Source organism: Cupriavidus sp. WGlv3 (assembly GCF_023952475.1).
GTDB lineage: Bacteria > Pseudomonadota > Gammaproteobacteria > Burkholderiales > Burkholderiaceae > Cupriavidus > Cupriavidus phytorum.
In genome coordinates this window covers 112,980-130,265 of record NZ_JALHRX010000011.1, presented here as the reverse complement: position 1 = coordinate 130,265, position 17,286 = coordinate 112,980, and the positions used below count along the sequence as shown (strand labels likewise).

Genomic DNA, 17,286 nt, shown 5'->3' with positions numbered 1-17,286 from the left:
AACATTCACGTGGTATCGAGCGGGAACAAAGGGAAAGTCGAAGTGGAGCGTGGCACACAAGATTCGTCGACCTACGACAGCCAGGATGCAGCAATTGTTGCCGGGACAGCTCTGGCAAAGAAGCTCCAGAGCGAGCTGATAGTGCACGACTCGGACGGAGCAATTCGCATGCGAAACTCCTACGGAAATGACCCGAGAGACGTCAAAGGGTAAAAGCAGGCCCAAGCTGAGCAGGAGGCCAGTTCTCAAACCCTACGCGCAAAAAAGGGATTTCAGCATCACTCCAGAGCCGTCGGGACAAACGAGGTATCGCAGAAATCCGCAGTGCCTGCGCTTCGTCGTGCAGAAGCACTGGGCCAGGCGCCTGCATTATGACTTCCGGCTCGAGCTCGACGGCGTGCTGCTCAGCTGGGCCGTGCCCAAGGGACCGTGCTACGACCCGGCCGAGAAGCGCATCGCCGTCCATGTCGAAGATCACCCGCTCGACTATGCCGGCTTCGAAGGCGAGATCCCGCCAAACCAGTATGGCGCCGGGTCGGTGATCGTCTGGGACCGCGGCACCTGGACGCCGGTGGGCGACCCGCATGACGGCATGGCCGCCGGCAAGCTCGTCTTCGATCTGCACGGCGAGAAGCTGGCAGGCCGCTGGGAACTGGTGCGCATCGCCAAGCCGGGCGACAAGTCCGAGCAGTGGATCCTCTTCAAGAAGCGCGACGCCTGGGCGCGGCCGCTGGCGGAGTTCGATGTGCTGGCCGCATTGCCGGACAGCGTCATCGCGAAGCCGCTGGGCGCATTGCGCGAGGCACCGGCCGTCGCCGACGATGACGATCCGACACAGGCCATCCAGCACGCGCCACGCGCGCCATTGCCGGCGAAGCTGCGGCCCCAGCTTGCCACGCTGTCGCCCACCCTCCCTTCCGGCGCCGGCTGGATCATCGAAACCAAGTTCGACGGGTACCGGATCCTGGCGAGGATGGACGATGCCCGGGTAACGCTGTTCACCCGCAACGGGCATGACTGGACGCGCAGGCTGAGCTCGCTGGCGGCGGAAATCGAGAAGCTCGATATCTCGCAAGGCTGGCTGGATGGCGAGATCGTGGTGCTGCGCGACGACATGCCGGATTTCAACGCCTTGCAGAACGCCATCGACGGGCATCGCCACGAGGCGATCGTCTACTTCGCCTTCGACCTGCCCTACTGGGAAGGCCGCGACCTGCGCGAGCTGCCGCTGGCGCAGCGTCGGGCGAAGCTGGCCGCGCTGGTTGCCGACCGCTCGGAGCGGGTGCGCTTCAGCGAAGCCTTCGACGCGCCGCCGGCGCAGATGTTCCAGGCGGCATGCCGGCTCGGCCTGGAGGGGCTGATCTTCAAGCGCGCCGATGCCCCCTATGTCTCGGCACGGACGCCGAGCTGGCTGAAGGCCAAATGCAAGCTGCGCCAGGAGTTCGTCATCGGCGGCTTCTCCGACCGCGAAGGCGCCTCTGCCGAGGTGGGCAGGCTGTATCTGGGCGTCTACGCGGATGGGGCGCTGGTTTATGCGGGCGGCGTCGGCACCGGTTGGGACAGTGCCACCGCCACGGACTTGCGCAAGCGCCTGGCGGCACTGGAAGTCAAGGACAGTCCTTTCTCGACGGAGGCCCGCGGCAGCGGGCGCTGGGGCGGCCGGCGGCCTGCCGTGGTGCGCTGGGTCAAACCAAAGCTGGTCGCGGAGGTCGAGTTCACCGAGTGGACACCGGACGGACAGGTTCGCCACGCGTCATTCAAAGGGCTGCGCACGGACCATGTCGTCAAGTCGATCCGGCGAGAAGCCGTGCAGACCGCGGTCACGCCCCATGGCGTTGCCGCCATCAAGGTCACCAATCCGGAACGGGTCATCGACCAGTCCAGAGGCATCACCAAAGTGGAACTGGTGCGCTACTACGAGAGCGTCGCCGCGGTGATGCTGCCGCACCTGGCGGGCCGTCCGCTCTCGCTGGTGCGCGCGCCGGAGGGCATCGACGCGCCCACGTTCTTCCAGAAGCATGCCGAGACCGCGATGCCTGGCCTGACTGAGCAGCCAGTTTCGCTGTGGCCCGGCCACGCGGCGTTGCTGACCGCCGACTCGCCCGAAGCCATTGTCGCGGCCGCCCAGATGAACGTGGTGGAGTTCCACACCTGGAATTCCATCGCGCGCGATATTGACCATCCGGACCGGGTCATCTTCGACCTGGATCCCGGCGAAGGCGTGGCGTGGGAGACCATGCAGGAAGCCGCCATGCTGGTGCGCACGCTGCTGGACGAGCTGGGCCTGCAGTGCTGGCTCAAGACCAGCGGCGGCAAGGGCCTGCATGTGGTGGTGCCGCTGGCACCGCGGCGGACCTACGATGAAGTGAAGGCGTTTTCACATGCGGCTGTCAGGCACCTGGCCACCACGCTGCCGCAGCGTTTCACCGCCCGCTCCGGCGCCGCCAACCGCAAGGGGCGCATCTTTGTGGATTATCTGCGCAACGGCTTTTCTCAGACCACCGCCGCCGCGTTCTCGGCACGCGCGCGGCCTGGCCTGGGCGTGTCGATGCCGGTGTCGTGGGAACAACTTTCCAGGCTGAAAAGCGGCGCGCAGTGGACCATCCGCGATGCGCGCGAGTACCTGAGCTTCCAGCTGGCCGACCCCTGGCAGTCGTACTGGGACACACGCCAGACTTTGACGGAGGCCATCGAACGCTTAAGCTGAATCCAGGCGCAACCCAATGTGGAGTATCCAATGGCTGCCCGATCGCTCGCTTCCCTGTCGCTGTCGTTTGGCCTGGTGTCGATCCCGGTCAAGCTCTATACCGCCACCGAAAGCAGTTCCGCCGTGCGCTTCAACCTGTTGAGCAAGGATGGCTCGCGCGTCAGGCAGCAGTACATTTCCGAACAGACCCAGAAGGTCGTCGAGCGTGCCGACATGATCAAGGGCTACGAATTCGAGAAAGGCCGCTTTGTCACGTTCGCGCCCGACGAGCTCAAGGCACTGGAAGAAAGCGCCAGCCATATGGTCGATATCGTCGCGTTCATCCCCGAGCAAAGCGTGGATCCGCTTTACTACGACAAGGCGTATTTCATCGCGCCCGACAAGCGTGGCGGCAAGCCCTACAGCCTGCTGCGCGAGGCCATGTCGCGGACCGGCCGCTGCGCCATCGCCAAATGGGCATCCAAGGGCAAGTCGCACGTGGTCCAGATCCGCCCGGTGGAAGGCGGGCTGGTGTTCCAGCAGCTGTTGTTTGCCGACGAGGTCCGCAATATCGCCGAACTGAATATCGAAGAGGTAAAGGTGTCCGATGCCGAGCTCAAGCTGGCAATCCAGCTGATCGAGCAGGCCTCCGAAGACGCCTACGATCCGACCCAGTACAAGGACGAGGAAAAGGCCAGGATCCTGGCCGCCATCGATGCCAAGATCGCCGGCAAGCACATCGTCGCGCCCGAGCCGGTGGAGGCCGGCGAGGGCGGACAGGTGATCGACCTGATGGACGCGCTGCGCGCCAGCTTGTCGAAGAAGGGCACCGCCGCCGCCAAGGGCAAGGCGGCCGCAGCCGCCCCACCCGCGCGCAAGGCCGCCCGCCGCGGCGCGACGGCAGAACCCACGCCGATCCGACGGACCACCAAGAAATCAGCGTGAAGCGCAACGGCGGGCTCAGCACGCGCGACCTCGAGGCGCGCCTGGGCGTGTCCAGGCGTCTGATCGGCAGCCTGGTCGCGGCAGGGCTGGTGCAGCCCACGCGCGGCCCGCGCGGCGAACACGTCTTTTCCTTCCAGGACGTGGTGCTGATCCGCACCGCCGACTCCCTGCACCGCGCGCATATCGGGCCGGCGCGAATCCTGCGCGCGCTGCGCCATCTGGAACGGCTCAAGCCAGACCGGCACTTGTCCGCGGTACGTATCTCGGCGTGCAGCGGCAAGGTGTCGGCCCGGGACCGACACGGCGACTGGATCGTGGAGACGGGCCAGCGGGTGATGGACTTCGGCACGCAGGACGACGACGGTGTCCGCGTCATGGCGCTGACGCGGGAAGCTTCCGCCTACGCCGCCGCGGATGAAGCGCTGGCCGAGGGCCTCAGGCTGGAGCCGGTCGATGTCCGCGGCGCTGAAGCGGCCTACCGGCGCGCGGTGGGTCATTATCCGGCGATGTTGGACGCGTACCTCAATCTAGGCTGCCTGCTTGCCGACCAGCAACGGCTGGACGAAGTCATTTCGCTCTATGAATCCGCGCTCACCGCGCTGCCTGACGAGCCGGAGCTGCATTTCAATCTGGGCGTGGCGCTTGAGGATACCGGGGCCACGCAGGCCGCCCTGGCTGCCTATGAGCGCAGCATTGAGCTGGCGCCCGGCGATGCCGACGCGCACTACAATGCCGCGCGCCTGCATCAGGAACTGGGGCATATCCAGAAGGCGCTCCGGCATTTCAACCAGTATCGGAAGCTGGATCGGTCCAGATAAGCCCGTCTTGGACCGTTTAAAACTTGTGCCGGAGATTGACCGTGATCCCCGTCTGGTTTTGCCCCGGGGTCGCCGTGCCAAAGCCATTCAACCCCAGGGCTGAATTGTCCTTGTTGTGTGCATAGCCTACCGTCAGGAAGGCGTCGGTCCGTTTGGATAGCGCATAGTTGACCGACGCCGCCAGGCTCCACGGATCCTGCCCAGAGTTTCGGTTATTGAAGTAATAGCCAGCCGCTGTCATACCCACTGCCGGCGACAGTTGCAGGCGGTAACCGATCCAATAGATGTCGTTGCGGCGCGCCTGGCCGCCCGGGACAACGCCGATATTCCCTCTGAACCAGCGGTAGCCCACCGATATCGTGCCCTGCCCCAGCACGTAGCTGGCCCCCAGGCCAAGGCGTCGGTCGGTCTGGCCTGAACTCTGCCCGGAGATACCCGTTGTTCCCTGTTGCTGGTCATAGGCCACCGTCGCGCCCAATGAGCCGGCTGAATACTCCAGGCCGCCGCCGAAGGCCCGGTCGCTCCTCACGTCCCCGGGCAATTCGCCGGCCAATGCGCTGCCGGCGCCGCTCGTCACGACCGAGCCCCGCGCCAGGCTGTACAGGGCCACGGCAGTGACGGGCCCGAACTTGCCGGTGTACTTTGCGGTATTGTCGTAACGACCGACCAGAACGGGGTCCAGCATGAACGCGGAGTACCGCGTTGCGAATCCCGTCGGATCGTAATTGATCAGCAGGTCGAAGAACGCATTCTGCTGACGACCCAGCGTAATACGCCCCCACTGGTTTTCCAGCCCCACATAAGCCTGCCTGCCAAAAAGCCGGCCACCCTGGCCCATCCCGGTATCGAGATCAAAGCCGCTCTCGAGCACGTACACGGCCTTGCTGCCGCTGCCAAGGTCTTCAACGCCGCGCAGGCCCCAGCGCGAGCCCGATACGTTGCCGCTGGTCATCCGAAGCTGTTTATTCCCGGCTGCATCGGCCTTGGTCAGGTACTCGAAGCCGATGTCGCCAACGCCGTAGAGCGTGACAGTCGACTGTGCCGCAGCAAGCTGAGAAGCCAACGCCAGCAGCATGCCGGCACACAACTCTCTTTTCATGAGCGTCTTCATTATTTGAATGCCTTCCATGGATGGGAACTACGCGTGCGTTGGCGGGCCAGACCGCCGTAGCGCCCTGGCTGAGTTCAACGCAGCACTTGAGGAAGCGCCCGCCGTGTCGCCTTGTTTTGGCGGAAGCCGGCTCAGGGCCTGTAGGCCCTCAATACTTCGGCTGCGGCCCGGTAGTCGCCGGTCAGCGGGCGGTCCTGCTCAAGAAACGCCACGCGCTTGCGCAGTGCATCGGCCAGTGCCTGCGTGGCGGGCGACAGCGTGAACGCCGGATCCTTGCGGCGACGCAATTCGGCCGCCTGGACGGCATGGACGAGTTCAATGGCAAGCAGTGCATAGGTGTTGTCGATCTGCTTGCGCACGCGTTGCACCACTGCTGGCGCGTTGGTGGCAACATCTTCGATATTTCCGGACGAGGGAGAAAAATCCATGGAAACCGGCTGCGCCAGCGACTTGTTTTCCGCGGCGAGCGCGATGGCTGGTTTCTCCATCGCACCGAACGCATGGACCGTATGCTCCGTGCCGAGGGAGCGCGACAGGCTGGTGAAGTTGGGATCGTTCAGCCGACCGATGCGTTGCGCAGAAGCCAGGGAATGATGCCCAAGCGCGATGGCGGTCTGCTCGAACGCGAGTACCCAGGGCAAGGGCACGAAATTCGCGGTGGGAAGCACTGCCCCGCCCTTTGCCAGATAGCTTTGCTGCTCTTGCCACCGGCTCGATCTTGGCTTCACACCAATCGCCACGCCCGGGTTGTCATCCGACGCGTTGTACTGCACGTTCAGAAGCGCGCGCAATTCCGACTGCGTACGATCGAGTTCGCCAATCAGGAAAACACCGGTGCGGAAACTGAGCGGGTCTTGCAGGCGGCGCGACGCGTCCTGGTTCCACAGACTGGAGCCACTCAGCAGGCGGCGCAATTCCGCTCCGGCTTTGACCGTTTCCGGAAATGGCCGCAAGGCGAGGGAGTCCTCCAGGAACGGAGAGACATTGCCGTTGAGCGCTTGCAAGCTCAACGCGTAGACAAGCTTGGAGTGCCGGCCCAAATTCGCAAGATCCACCAGCGCGAGCGATGCCAGGCCAGAGGCATAGGAATTGGAGCTGAGAATCGACAGGCCGTCCTTGCCGAACGGCTGTATCGGTGCAACACCGGCGGCCGCAAGCGCGCCGGACGCCGGCTGCCGACGGCCTTGATAGTAGACGTCTCCTTCACCGAGCATGGCCACGCCGACATGGCTGAGGATGGTGATGTCCGCCTCGCCGATGGAGCCGACCGAAGGGATCGCAGGCGTAATGCCCTCGTTCAGGAAGCGAACGTACGCGTCAACGATACTCTCTTGCACGCCCCCGCCGCCGGAGAGCAACGCATTCAGGCGCGCAGCCATCGCGGCACGGACATCGGCAACCGGCGCGTCGGGTCCGGCGCCACCACTATGCGCACGCAGCAACGCGATATTGAAGCGCCGCGACGCTTCCACGATCTCGTTGGTCAACTCCCCCCTGGCATCGACCATGGACCGGTCCTTGTTGAGTCCGACACCGACCGTCAATCCATAAATCTGTTTGCCTGCGCGGGCGGCATCCAGCAACACCGCATGCGCTTCGCGAACGCGCTGACGTGCCCCCGGCGCAATGCGCACAGGCTCGCCGTGGGCAATGCGGACGATGGATTCCGGCGTAGCGTTGCGGCCATCGAGCTCCACCTCGGCGAGGGCGGGCAATGCCATGCAGGCCGCAAATGCGGCAAGGCCCAGAGCACGACCGAATGCGAAAACTTGATTGCTACGGAACACCAATGGATTGCGTTTCATGGCTGGCTCAATAATTTTTGGACAAAGGGCGGGCATTACCGTGCCGCGGAGCGCGGCAGCGATTCTGTTAATACAAGAAAGGAATCAGGACAGCAGTGGCGCGGCGTTACGGCTGTGGATGGCCCAACGCACGTATGGCGCTACGGGGCCGCCGCAAACGGCTTTCCATATCGTCTCCTGTGCGGAAGTTGTCGTCCTTCGCATCGACGGGTGCCGCAAGGCGCGGCGGTCACTGAAACCATGGGAGACAGTGTAGACACAGGCCCATTAACCGACTTATGCTTTTTTGTCGGTAACCCTTAACATCGCATTAATGGCCTTGGAGACGAACCTTCGCCAGACCGGCGTGTTTCGCGCCGTCATGCAGGGCTGAGGCTGTTTGTCGGAACACCATTGCAAACTTCCGCAGGGATCATCCCGTCCGTTCGCGTAGCAGTTCGCACGCAGACCGCGAGCAACAAGTTGCTCAGCCTTTTGTCAGCAAACGTGGATTTGGCGGGGGTCTACCGGAGCGCCGCAGCAGCCCTTCGTCAAGGATGCGGCACCGGTTCATGGAGGACGCGGCCGTTCTGGCGACTTTTTTGATTTTTTTGGGTGGCAGTGGTCCACGTTTGGCACCGGCACCACTGCCGGCTGCGGTCGCGACGGCTCTTCGCAGCAATCTCGTCAACGCCGGGCCCGTACCGGGCGACCGGCGTCTGACTTTGTCCCGCTTACAAATACTTGAACAGATTCATCCCCTGAATCTGCATAAACGACTGCTGCGCCCCCTGCAGCGCCACCTGCCGCTGGTAATACTCGGTAATCGCCTTGGCGTAATCCAGGTCCTGCAGCCCCGACAGCGTCTGCGAATACGTCAGGTCCCGGTTGGCGCCCACGTCATCCAGTGCATCCAGCTCGTTCATGCGCGAGCCCACCGAGGCACGCACGGTCAGCACGTTGTCGAGCGAGTTGGAGAACTGGCGCACGGCGGTCGACAGCACGTTGCCCAGGTTGGCGCGGTCGTTCTCGGATGCGGCGGGCTGGCGCAGCGTGTCGATCACGGTCTGCAGGTTGGCGAACATGTCGGTGCCGGCTTCGCTGGCCGGCTGCATGGTCAGGGTGTCGCCGGCCTTGGGCGCGCCGGAGACGTTGAAGGTGAAGCCCGCGACTTCGATCTGCGCCGGCGAGGTGTAGGGCAGCGGGCCAGTCACCACCGGGGCGGGGGTGGCGCCGGTCGAGGTGTCGGTGATGGTGTATTCGATCTGGCCGGTGGCGTTGGCCGTGAACGACATCTGCAGCGCGTGGCCGAACAGCGGGTGGCTCGGGTCCGTGGTGGACACCGTGCCAAAGGTGGCGGTGCCGGTATTGGCGGGGTTGCCCTTGACCACATAGCCGGCGCCGCCGGTGACGCTCATGAAGACTTCGCGGCCGGTGTTGCCGGCGGGCATCTGGCGAGCGACGTCGACCTGCAGCAGTTGCTGGCCGTTGTCGCCGATGTAGTTGCCGGCGCCGGCGCTCTGCGTGAACGGGGCGCTGCCCGAGCGGGTGCCGCCGAACAGGAACTGGCCGTTGCCGTCGTCGGAATTGGCCAGGCTCAGCAGCTGGTTGTACAGGCCTTCCAGCGCGGTCGCGAGCGAGCCGCGGTCGGCATCGCTCATGGTGCCGTTGCCGGCCTGCACCAGCATGGTCTGGATGTTCTGCGTGATGGTGGTGACGGACTGCAGCGCGTTTTCTTCCGCCGCCAGTGCAATATTGGCCTGGTTGCGGGAGGTGGCGTACTGGCCGTTGACGGCCTGCGCCTGGCTGACGCCCAGCGCGCGCGTGGCGCCGACGGGATCGTCCGACGGCGTCAGGATCGAGCGGCCGGTGCCGAGCTGCTGCTGGATATGCATCAGCGCGCCCTGCTGGTAGTTCATCGACGCCAGGCCTTGCTGGTACAGGGTGGAGCTTGCAACGCGCATATTGGGTTACCTCTTCTGACGCGGGGTGGCGCGGCGCTTAGCGGCCGATGCCGATGATGGTGTCGAACAGCGTGCCGGCGGTCTGGATCACGCGCGCATTGGCCTGGTAGAGCTGCTGGAAGCGCAGCATCGACACGGTTTCCTCGTCCATGTTGACGCCGGAGACCGATTGCTGCGCGGTCTTGATCTGCGTGGTGATGCTGTCCTGCGAGGCCGAGGCGATCTTGACCGACTTGGCGCGCGTGCCGACGTCGTTGACCAGCTGCGCGTAGGCTTCGCTGAAGCTGGACACGCCACCGATGGTCTTGGCGTTCTGCAGCTTGGCCAGCACCAGCATGTTGCCGTTGTCCTTGACCGCGCCGGCGTTGCTGCCCAGCGTGAAGCTGTCGCCGGCGGCGGGGGTGCCGCCGAAGCTGAAGGTCAGGCCGTTGAGGGTGAAGTCGGTGTTGCTGCCGTTGGGCACGCCCACCGGCTGCGGCGCCATGGCCACGCCGCCGACCTTGAAGATGTAGCTGGTGCCGTCGAACTCGGCGGTGATCTTGCCGGCCGGCAGCGAGAACCCGGGTGCGACCTTGCTCAGCGCCGCGGTAGCGTTGCCCTTGTTGCCGGCGGTCGCCTCGATGTAGGCGGGCGATGCCGCGGCAATCTTGGCGGGATCGTTGATCGCCATGTCAAAGCCGGTGGCGGCGTTGCGGGTGGGCTGCACCGTGAACGAATCGTTGGTGCCCATCGGCGCGTTGATCTCGACGGTAAAGCCGTCGGCGCTGAATTGCAGCGGGTAGGTGGCGCCGCCGGCGGGCACGGGCGTGACCACCTGCTGGTTGTCGGACAGGCGCGTCAGCGTGTAGTTGGTGCCGTCGAAGTGGAGCTTGTAGTCGCTGGTGGTCAGCGCCGATGCATTGTCGATGGTGGCGGTGGCTACCGTGGTCTTGACGGTGTTGTTGGCGTTGGGGATGGTGGTGGCGCCGCCCAGCTTGAACATGTCGGTGCCGGCGGCGCCGTTCAGGTCGATGCCGAGCTGGTGCTGCGCGTTGAAACTCGCGCCGATCGCCAGCGACAGGCGGCCGATCGCGCTTTGCGCCGGGTCCAGGGTTTCGGTGCGGAACTGCAGCAGGCCGCCCAGCGAGCCGCCGGTGAGCGCGCCCGGCTCGCTCTCGATCATGGCGCCGGAGGGCAGCGTGTAGGCCACCACGGTGCGGTTGGGGTCGGCGGCGGAGGCTACGGCCTTCAGTTCATAGGCGTCGTTGCCCATCACCAGCGGCTGGCCGTTGCCGACGAAGACGTTGTAGGTGCCGGTGTCCTGCACCACCACCTTGGCGCCGACCAGCTTGGTCAGCTCGGCCACGGCCTGGTCGCGCTGGTCGAGCAGGTCGTTGGGCGGCTGGCCGCCGGAGGCCGCCTTCAGGCGCGTGATTTCCTGGTTCAGGTTGGCGATCTGCTTGGTATACGCGTTGACCTGCGTGACCGCGGTGCCGACCTGTTCGTTGACGCCGGCCTGCAGCTGCTTGAAGTAGTTGCTGGCCGAGCGCACCTGGCCCACCAGCGCCTGGCCCGCCGACAGCATGCCCTGGCGCGCGGCCGGATCGGCCGGGGTATCGGCCACCGCCTGCACCGCGGCGAAGAACTTCTGCATCAGCGGTGCCAGGCCGCCCTTCTGGTCGGCCAGCAGATTGTCGATCTGGCTGATCTGGTCCGAGTACATCGCCAGCGAGGCGCTGGCCGAGGTGGCGCCGCGCAGCTGGCCGGTCAGGAACTCGTCATAGACGCGGATCACCGTGGTGGTGTTCGAGCCGAAGCCGTAGAAGCCCTGGCTGGTGTACTGGCCGCCGGCGGACGCGACGATGGTGTTCTGGCGCGAGTAGCCTTCGGTTGCCGAATTGGCAAAGTTGTGGCCCGTCGTCGTCAGCGCGTTCTGCGCGGTGTTCAGGCCGGAGAGGCCAATACTGAAGAGAGACATGGTGCTCTGGTCCGGGATTGGTGGGACTGCCGCGGTGAGGGGCGGCGGGGTGGTATGTGGGAGTTATCGGCTCGGTGGGGGCGGGACTTTAGTTATGGCAGTGATCTTCGCCGGGTCCCGCTGGTTTTCTCCCCTCTCCCGCAGACGGGAGAGGGGAGCCTGGTTCGTGCGGTGTCGGCTGCGGTTAGCCGCTGTATTGCAACTGAAGCCCTGCGCCCTACGCCGCCACCTTCTTCATGATCTTCACCAGCTTGTGCCCATACGCCGGATCCGTGGCATACCCGGCCCTCTGCAAACCATGCGCCGCGTCCTCGGCGCTGGCCGCGCTGACCACGCCCGCGTAGCGCGGGTTGCTGGTCAGCAGGCGCGCGTAGTCGGCGCAGGCCTCGTCGTAGGACCCATAGGCGCGGAACTTGGCACGCACCTTCTGCGGCTGGCCGTCGATGTATTCGGTGGTGGTGATTTCCGCGACGCGGCCTTTCCAGCTGGGGCCGGCCTTGATGCCGAACACGTTGAACGTGGTCGAGCCGTCGGCGTGCGTGATCTCGCGCTGGCCCCAGCCGGATTCCAGCGCGGCCTGGCCGACGATCAGGCGTGCCGGCACGCCGCTGGCGCGGGACGCGGCTTCGGCGGGGCCGGCCATGCGGGCGACGAAGGCGCTGACGTGGGCCGGTGCATCGTCGGGCAGCCGGCCGAGCCGGTCTTCGCCCTGGCCGCGGTCGGCGTAGGACTGCGGCTGGTACTGGCGCAGGCCGGCAGTGGGATTCCATTGCTGGCCCGCGACCATGGTGCCGATGGCGGGCAGGTCCGCCTGCTCGCCCGCGTCGGCGGGCATGGCGCCGGCGCCGCGGCTATCGAGCAGCCGGGCCATCTCGGCATCGGCGGCCTTGCCGGCCTCGGCCGTCGTCAGCGCGTTCATGCCGGCGGGCATCGCGGTGCCGGTGGCGCGCGCCAGCTGGCGCACCATCACGTCGGCCAGGCCGATGCCGCGCGACGACATCTGCTGCGCCAGCTGCTGGTCCATCATCGACAGGTAGAGCTTGCTCTGCTCGTTGTCGAACAGGCCGTCCTGCGGCGTGGCGTCGCGCATGCTCTTGAGCACCATCTGCGTGAACACCGCCTCGAACTGCTTCGCCACGGCCTGCAGCGTACTGGCGTCGGCGCCGCCGCGCGCGCTGTGCTTGAGCGCTTCGAAACCCTGCGTGTCCAGCGCGAAGCGCTGGCTCAGGTCGGCGCCCGCCGCAGGCACTGCGCCACCGTTGAGGCCGCTGTTCATGCTCAGATCACTTCCAGCTCGGCGCGCAGCGCACCGGCCGCGCGCATCGCTTCCAGGATGGTCTGCAGGTCGGCCGGGGTCGCGCCCAGCGCATTCAGCCCCTTGACCACCGCGGCCAGCGAGGCGCCCGCCTTGACGATCTGCAGCGAGCCGCCCTGCTGCCTCATGTCGATCTGCGACACCGGCGCCACCACGGTCTGCCCGTCGCTGAACGGCGCGGGCTGGCTGATCACCGGCTGCGTGTTGATGACCACCGACAGGCTGCCGTGCGCCACCGCGCAGTCTTCCACCGTCACCGCCTGGTTCATCACGATGGAGCCGGTGCGGGCGTTCAGGATTACCTTGGCCGCGGCCTTCGCCGGCGTGACGTCGATATTCTCGATGCGGGCCAGCAGGCTCACGCGCGCCGCCGGCGACGCCGGCGCACGCACCTGCACCACGCGCCCGTCCAGCGCCGCGGCCACGCCGCCGCCCAGGTTGCGGTTGATGGCTTCGACCACGCGCTCGGCGGTGCCGAAATCCGTATCCTTCAGTTCCAGGTTGAGCACGCCGCCATCGGGCTGGAACGGCGCGACCGCGCGCTCGACGATGGCGCCGTTGGCGATGCGCCCCACCGCCAGCTGGTTGATCTGGACCTTGCTGCCGTTGGCCGACGCGCCCGCGCCGCCCACCAGCATGTTGCCCTGCGCGATCGCGTAGACCTGGCCGTCGGCGCCCTTGAGCGGCGTCATCAGCAGCGTGCCGCCACGCAGGCTCTTGGCATTGCCCATCGACGACACCACGATGTCGAGCTGGCTGCCGGGCTGCGCGAACGCGGGCAGCGTGGCCGTGACCATCACCGCCGCGACGTTCTTGAGCTGCATGTTCTTGCCGGCCGGCAGCGTGATCCCCAGCTGCGAGAGCATGTTGGTCAGGCTCTGCGTGGTGAACGGCGTCTGCATGGTCTGGTCGCCGGTGTTGTCCAGCCCCACCACCAGGCCGTATCCCACCAGCGGGTTGTCGCGCACGCCCTGGAAGGTGGCCAGGTTCTTCAGGCGCTCGGCCTTGGCACTGGAGGCAAAGGCGCCGAAGGCCACGCCCAGCGCCAGGCTGACCATGGTCAGCCGCAGCAGGCGGGACAGGAAACGAGCGAGCATCTGGGCAGACATGGCGCGGTCAGAACGGAGAAACATTGAGGAAGAAGCGCTGCAGCCAGCCCATGTTCTGCGCTTCGTCGATCACGCCCTTGGCGGTGTATTCGATGCGCGCATCGGCGACCTGCGTCGACAGCACGGCGTTGTCGCCGGTGATGGTGCGGGGATTGACCACGCCCGAGAAGCGAATGAACTCGGCGCCCTGGTTGATGGCCATTTGCTTTTCGCCGGAGACCACCAGGTTGCCATTGGCCAGCACCTCAAGTACGGTCACGGTGATGGTGCCGTTGAAGGTGTTGGCCGCGCTGGCGCCGCCGCTTGCCTTCATGGTGTTGGCGCCGTTGATGTTGGCGTTCTGGCTGGTGCCGAACAGTCCGCCCAGCGCGCGCGGCACCGCGTCGAACGCCAGCGCGGCGTTGCCGGTGCGGCTGGTGTTGGTGCCGGAGTTCTTGCTGGCGTTGACGTTCTCGGTGATCAGGATGGTCAGGATGTCGCCCACGTTGCGCGGGCGGCGGTCCTCGAACAGCGGATTGCCGGCGTACGACGACTGGTAGATCGAGCCCGAGGCCGGCCCCATCGGGCGCGGCTCGGCGCGCGCGGTGGTCGGCATCTGCACGAGCGGCTCGCGCGGCATCAGCGCGCAGCCGCTGGTGGCCAGCATTGCCACGCCGGCCAGGCAAACCAGCGCACGCGCGCCCAGGCGGGAAAGCAAGGTGGCCATGTTCACACCAATCAACCCAGTTGCGACAGGCGCTGCAGCATCTGGTCGGAGGCCTGCACCGCCTTGCTGTTGATCTCGTACGCACGCTGCGTCTGGATCATGCTGACCAGTTCCTCGACCACGTTGACGTTGGACGCCTCGACATAGTTCTGCTGCACCACCCCAGCGCCGTTCAGGCCCGGCACGGTGGTGTTGGGCGCGCCCGAGGCGTCGGTCTGCACGTACAGGTTCTCGCCCATGCTTTCCAGGCCGGCCGGGTTCATGAAGGTGGCGAGCTGCAACTGCCCCACCTGCACGTTGGCGCTGGAGCCCGGCTGCGTCACCGACACCGTGCCGTCGCGGCCGACGGTCATCGACAGCGTGTTGGCCGGGATGGTGATGGCGGGCTGGATCACGAAGCCGCTGGAGGTCACCAGCTGGCCGTTCTGGTCCACCTGGAACGAGCCGTCGCGGGTATAGGCGGTGGTGCCGTCGGGCAGCGCCACCTGGAAGAAGCCCTGGCCCAGGATGGCCACGTCCTTGGCATTGCCGGTCTGCTGCGGATTGCCCTGGGTGTGGATGCGCTCGGTCGCCACCGGGCGCACGCCGGTGCCCAGCTGCATGCCCGAGGGCAGCGTGGTCTGGTCCGACGACAGCGCACCGGGCTGGCGGATGGTCTGGTACATCAGTTCCTCGAACACCGCGCGGCCGCGCTTGAAGCCGTTGGTCGACACGTTGGCCAGGTTGTTCGAGATCACGTCCATCTGCGTCTGCTGCGCATCGAGGCCGGTCTTGGCAATCCAGAGAGAGCGGATCATGTGGGTCCTTGCTTGAGTGCTGGGGACTTGCGCGGTACACCGTGCCAGTCAGTAATCAGTTCAGTTGGTCGAGAGCAGCTGGTTGGCGCGCTGCTCGTTGCCGTCGGCGCCCTGGATCATCTTCATCTGCATCTCGAAGCGGCGCGCATTGGCGATCATCTCGACCATGGCTTCGGTCGGGTTGACGTTGCTGCCTTCGAGCGCGCCAGAAATTACGCGCACGGTGGGATCGGCCTCGAGCGGCTGCGCGCCGGGGCGCAGGCGGAACAGGCCGTCATCGCCGCGGGCGATGGCGTCGTTGGGCGGATTGACCACGCGCAGCCGGCCCACCTGCGCCAGCCCGGCCGAGGCTTCGCCGGGGCCGCGCGCGGTGATGGTGCCGTCGGTGCCGATCGTCACCTGCGAGCCCGGCGGCACCGCCAGCGGACCGCCGTCGCCCATCACCGGCAGGCCGGAGAGGGTCTGCACCTGGCCGTCCTGCGCCACCTGCAGCGCGCCGGCGCGGGTATAGGCCTCGCTGCCGTCCGGCGCCTGCACCACCAGCCAGCCGTTGCCCTGCAGCGCCACGTCGAGCGCGCGGCCGGTGTAGGTCAGCGGCCCGGCGCGCATGTCGGCGCCCGGCGTGGACGCCAGCGTGAAGGCGCGCGTGCCGGCCTCCGCCCCGACCACCGGCACCGCGCGGTACAGGTTGACCTGGGCGCGGAACGCCGGCGTCGAGACGTTGGCAAGGTTGTTCGATACCGCGGCTTGCTGGTCGAGTATCTGCTTGGCGCCCGACAGGGCGGTGTAGATCATGCGGTCCATGGCGGCGGCTCAGCTCAGCGTGGCGATCACAGGTTCACCAGGGTCTGCATGACCGTGTCCTGCGCCTTGATGGTCTGCGCGTTGGCCTGGTAGTTGCGCTGGGCCACGATCAGGTTGACCAGCTGGCCGGACAGGTCCACGTTGGAGGCTTCCACCGCGTTCGAGCGCAGCGTGCCCAGGCTGCCGCCGGCCACGCCGAGCAGCGGCTGGCCGGACGCGCCGGTGGCGGACCACACGTTGTCGCCCTCGGGCTTCAGGCCTTCGACGTTGCCGAACGCGGCCATCACGATCTGGCCCAGCGGCTTGGTCTGCTCGTTGGAATAGTTGCCGGTGATGGTGCCGTCGCCGTTGACCGAGAAGCCCAGCAGGCTGCCCGAGGTATAGCCGTTCTGGCTTAGCTGCTTGACGTCGTTGTCGGCGCCGAACTGGGTGGTGCCGGTCAGGTCCAGGCGCATGGCCATGGCCTGGGCGCCATTGGCCGCCGGCTGGGTCAGCGTGACCGCGCCCGCGCCCGGCGCCTGCAGCGCGCCGGCGTTGTCGAACGACAGCGTGACCGGAGCGCCGCCCACGGTGTTGCCGTTGACGTCGGTGACGTACATCTGCCAGTCGGTGCCGCCCGGCACGGTGGGCGCAGCGCCCGACTTGGCGAAGTACGCCATCAGCTGCTGCTTGTTGCCCAGCGAGTCATAGACGTTGATCGCCGTGCTGTAGTTGAACATGTTGCTGGTCGGCGGCACGCCGGGCGCGCTGGCAAACGCCTGCGCCGGCACGGTGGCGCGCGAATCGAGCTGGAACTTGGCGGTGATGCTGCTGGTGGCGCGCGGCTCCATCTGCGCATTGCTGATCACCAGCGGCTGCGGCTGCACGCCCGCGCCGCCGGCCACGCCGGCCGGATAGCCCGTCACCTGCAAGCCCTGCATATTGGTGATGCGGCCGTCTTCCTGGCGCTGGAACTGGCCGTTGCGCGAGTAGTAGACCGCGCCTTCCGGGCTGGTCATGCGGAAGAAGCCGTTGCCGTTGGTGATGGCCACGTCCAGGGACCGGCCCGAGGCCTCGATATTGCCCTGGTTGAACGACTGCACCACCGAGTTCACGCGCACGCCCAGGCCGATCTTGGTGCCCGCGTAGACGTCGGCGAACTGCGCGGCCGATTGCTTGTAGCCAACCGTGTTGGCGTTGGCGATGTTGTTGCCGATCACGTCCAGGTTGGACGCGGCGGCGTTCAGGCCGCTTACCCCTTGACCGAAACCCATGATTGCTTCCTTTTTGATTGGCCCACTAGGCTGTCAT

Annotated in this window: 14 protein-coding genes; 4 read left to right on the top strand and 10 right to left on the bottom strand. The window is 66.3% G+C overall.

The genetic code is table 11. The features are described 5' to 3' along the window. The first annotated feature begins 9 nt into the window (after positions 1–9). From MKD38_RS18930 to MKD38_RS18915, 4 genes are read left to right on the top strand one after another with little or no spacing between them, the layout of a single operon-like run. Positions 10–213 (top strand): DUF2188 domain-containing protein, encoded by a 204-nt coding sequence (locus tag MKD38_RS18930; RefSeq protein WP_371925715.1) that lies wholly within the window; start codon positions 10–12, stop codon positions 211–213. Continuing rightward, positions 188–2,707: a DNA ligase D gene (gene ligD, locus MKD38_RS18925; RefSeq protein ID WP_252678929.1), complete on the top strand. Its 2,520-nt coding sequence runs from the start codon at positions 188–190 to the stop codon at positions 2,705–2,707. The genes MKD38_RS18930 and ligD overlap by 26 nt, the downstream gene beginning before the upstream one ends. Before the next feature lie 30 nt (positions 2,708–2,737). Further along, the gene (ku, locus tag MKD38_RS18920) at positions 2,738–3,631 is read left to right on the top strand and encodes a non-homologous end joining protein Ku (protein WP_252678927.1); all 894 of its coding nucleotides are present in this window, start codon (positions 2,738–2,740) and stop codon (positions 3,629–3,631) included. Further along, a complete protein-coding gene (locus MKD38_RS18915; protein ID WP_252678925.1) occupies positions 3,628–4,449 on the top strand; it encodes a tetratricopeptide repeat protein in 822 nt (273 codons plus the stop codon). The genes ku and MKD38_RS18915 overlap by 4 nt, the downstream gene beginning before the upstream one ends. A gap of 16 nt (positions 4,450–4,465) precedes the next feature. Here the strand turns inward: MKD38_RS18915 and MKD38_RS18910 are convergent, their stop codons facing one another. The 10 genes from MKD38_RS18910 to flgE form a co-directional block, all read right to left on the bottom strand. Further along, positions 4,466–5,548, bottom strand: a complete 1,083-nt coding sequence (locus MKD38_RS18910; protein ID WP_501985977.1) for a porin — start codon at positions 5,546–5,548, stop codon at positions 4,466–4,468. A 143-nt stretch (positions 5,549–5,691) separates the two neighbouring features. Then, on the bottom strand, positions 5,692–7,365 hold the full coding sequence (locus tag MKD38_RS18905; RefSeq protein ID WP_252678921.1) for an HAL/PAL/TAL family ammonia-lyase: 1,674 nt from the start codon (positions 7,363–7,365) through the stop codon (positions 5,692–5,694). 713 nt (positions 7,366–8,078) lie between these two features. Beyond that, a complete protein-coding gene (flgL, locus tag MKD38_RS18900) occupies positions 8,079–9,308 on the bottom strand; it encodes a flagellar hook-associated protein FlgL (protein ID WP_252678919.1) in 1,230 nt (409 codons plus the stop codon). Between the two features lie 37 nt (positions 9,309–9,345). After that, complete coding sequence (gene flgK / locus MKD38_RS18895; RefSeq protein WP_252678918.1) at positions 9,346–11,265, bottom strand: flagellar hook-associated protein FlgK; 1,920 nt, start codon at positions 11,263–11,265, stop codon at positions 9,346–9,348. A 217-nt stretch (positions 11,266–11,482) separates the two neighbouring features. After that, positions 11,483–12,541, bottom strand: coding sequence for a flagellar assembly peptidoglycan hydrolase FlgJ (flgJ, locus tag MKD38_RS18890; RefSeq protein ID WP_252678917.1), 1,059 nt, complete (start codon positions 12,539–12,541; stop codon positions 11,483–11,485). Between the two features lie 2 nt (positions 12,542–12,543). After that, positions 12,544–13,689, bottom strand: coding sequence for a flagellar basal body P-ring protein FlgI (locus MKD38_RS18885; protein WP_305882527.1), 1,146 nt, complete (start codon positions 13,687–13,689; stop codon positions 12,544–12,546). Between the two features lie 7 nt (positions 13,690–13,696). Continuing rightward, entirely contained in the window at positions 13,697–14,395 is a 699-nt protein-coding gene (gene flgH, locus MKD38_RS18880) for a flagellar basal body L-ring protein FlgH (RefSeq protein WP_092316041.1), read from the bottom strand. A gap of 11 nt (positions 14,396–14,406) precedes the next feature. Further along, on the bottom strand, positions 14,407–15,192 hold the full coding sequence (gene flgG / locus MKD38_RS18875) for a flagellar basal-body rod protein FlgG (RefSeq protein ID WP_252678916.1): 786 nt from the start codon (positions 15,190–15,192) through the stop codon (positions 14,407–14,409). 60 nt (positions 15,193–15,252) lie between these two features. Further along, positions 15,253–15,996, bottom strand: a complete 744-nt coding sequence (gene flgF / locus MKD38_RS18870; RefSeq protein WP_115682272.1) for a flagellar basal-body rod protein FlgF — start codon at positions 15,994–15,996, stop codon at positions 15,253–15,255. Between the two features lie 26 nt (positions 15,997–16,022). Further along, entirely contained in the window at positions 16,023–17,249 is a 1,227-nt protein-coding gene (gene flgE, locus MKD38_RS18865) for a flagellar hook protein FlgE (RefSeq protein WP_115699520.1), read from the bottom strand. Positions 17,250–17,286: the final 37 nt, after the last annotated feature.

Excerpts from the sequence above, each read along its gene's own strand:
- ligD (WP_252678929.1), top strand. The coding sequence starts at position 188 with ATGACCCGAGAGACGTCAAAGGGTAAAAGCAGGCCCAAGCTGAGCAGG.
- ku (WP_252678927.1), top strand. The coding sequence starts at position 2,738 with ATGGCTGCCCGATCGCTCGCTTCCCTGTCGCTGTCGTTTGGCCTGGTG.
- MKD38_RS18910 (WP_501985977.1), bottom strand. The coding sequence starts at position 5,548 with ATGAAAAGAGAGTTGTGTGCCGGCATGCTGCTGGCGTTGGCTTCTCAG.
- MKD38_RS18905 (WP_252678921.1), bottom strand. The coding sequence starts at position 7,365 with ATGAAACGCAATCCATTGGTGTTCCGTAGCAATCAAGTTTTCGCATTC.
- flgL (WP_252678919.1), bottom strand. The coding sequence starts at position 9,308 with ATGCGCGTTGCAAGCTCCACCCTGTACCAGCAAGGCCTGGCGTCGATG.
- flgK (WP_252678918.1), bottom strand. The coding sequence starts at position 11,265 with ATGTCTCTCTTCAGTATTGGCCTCTCCGGCCTGAACACCGCGCAGAAC.
- flgJ (WP_252678917.1), bottom strand. The coding sequence starts at position 12,541 with ATGAACAGCGGCCTCAACGGTGGCGCAGTGCCTGCGGCGGGCGCCGAC.
- MKD38_RS18885 (WP_305882527.1), bottom strand. The coding sequence starts at position 13,689 with ATGTCTGCCCAGATGCTCGCTCGTTTCCTGTCCCGCCTGCTGCGGCTG.
- flgH (WP_092316041.1), bottom strand. The coding sequence starts at position 14,395 with ATGGCCACCTTGCTTTCCCGCCTGGGCGCGCGTGCGCTGGTTTGCCTG.
- flgG (WP_252678916.1), bottom strand. The coding sequence starts at position 15,192 with ATGATCCGCTCTCTCTGGATTGCCAAGACCGGCCTCGATGCGCAGCAG.
- flgF (WP_115682272.1), bottom strand. The coding sequence starts at position 15,996 with ATGGACCGCATGATCTACACCGCCCTGTCGGGCGCCAAGCAGATACTC.
- flgE (WP_115699520.1), bottom strand. The coding sequence starts at position 17,249 with ATGGGTTTCGGTCAAGGGGTAAGCGGCCTGAACGCCGCCGCGTCCAAC.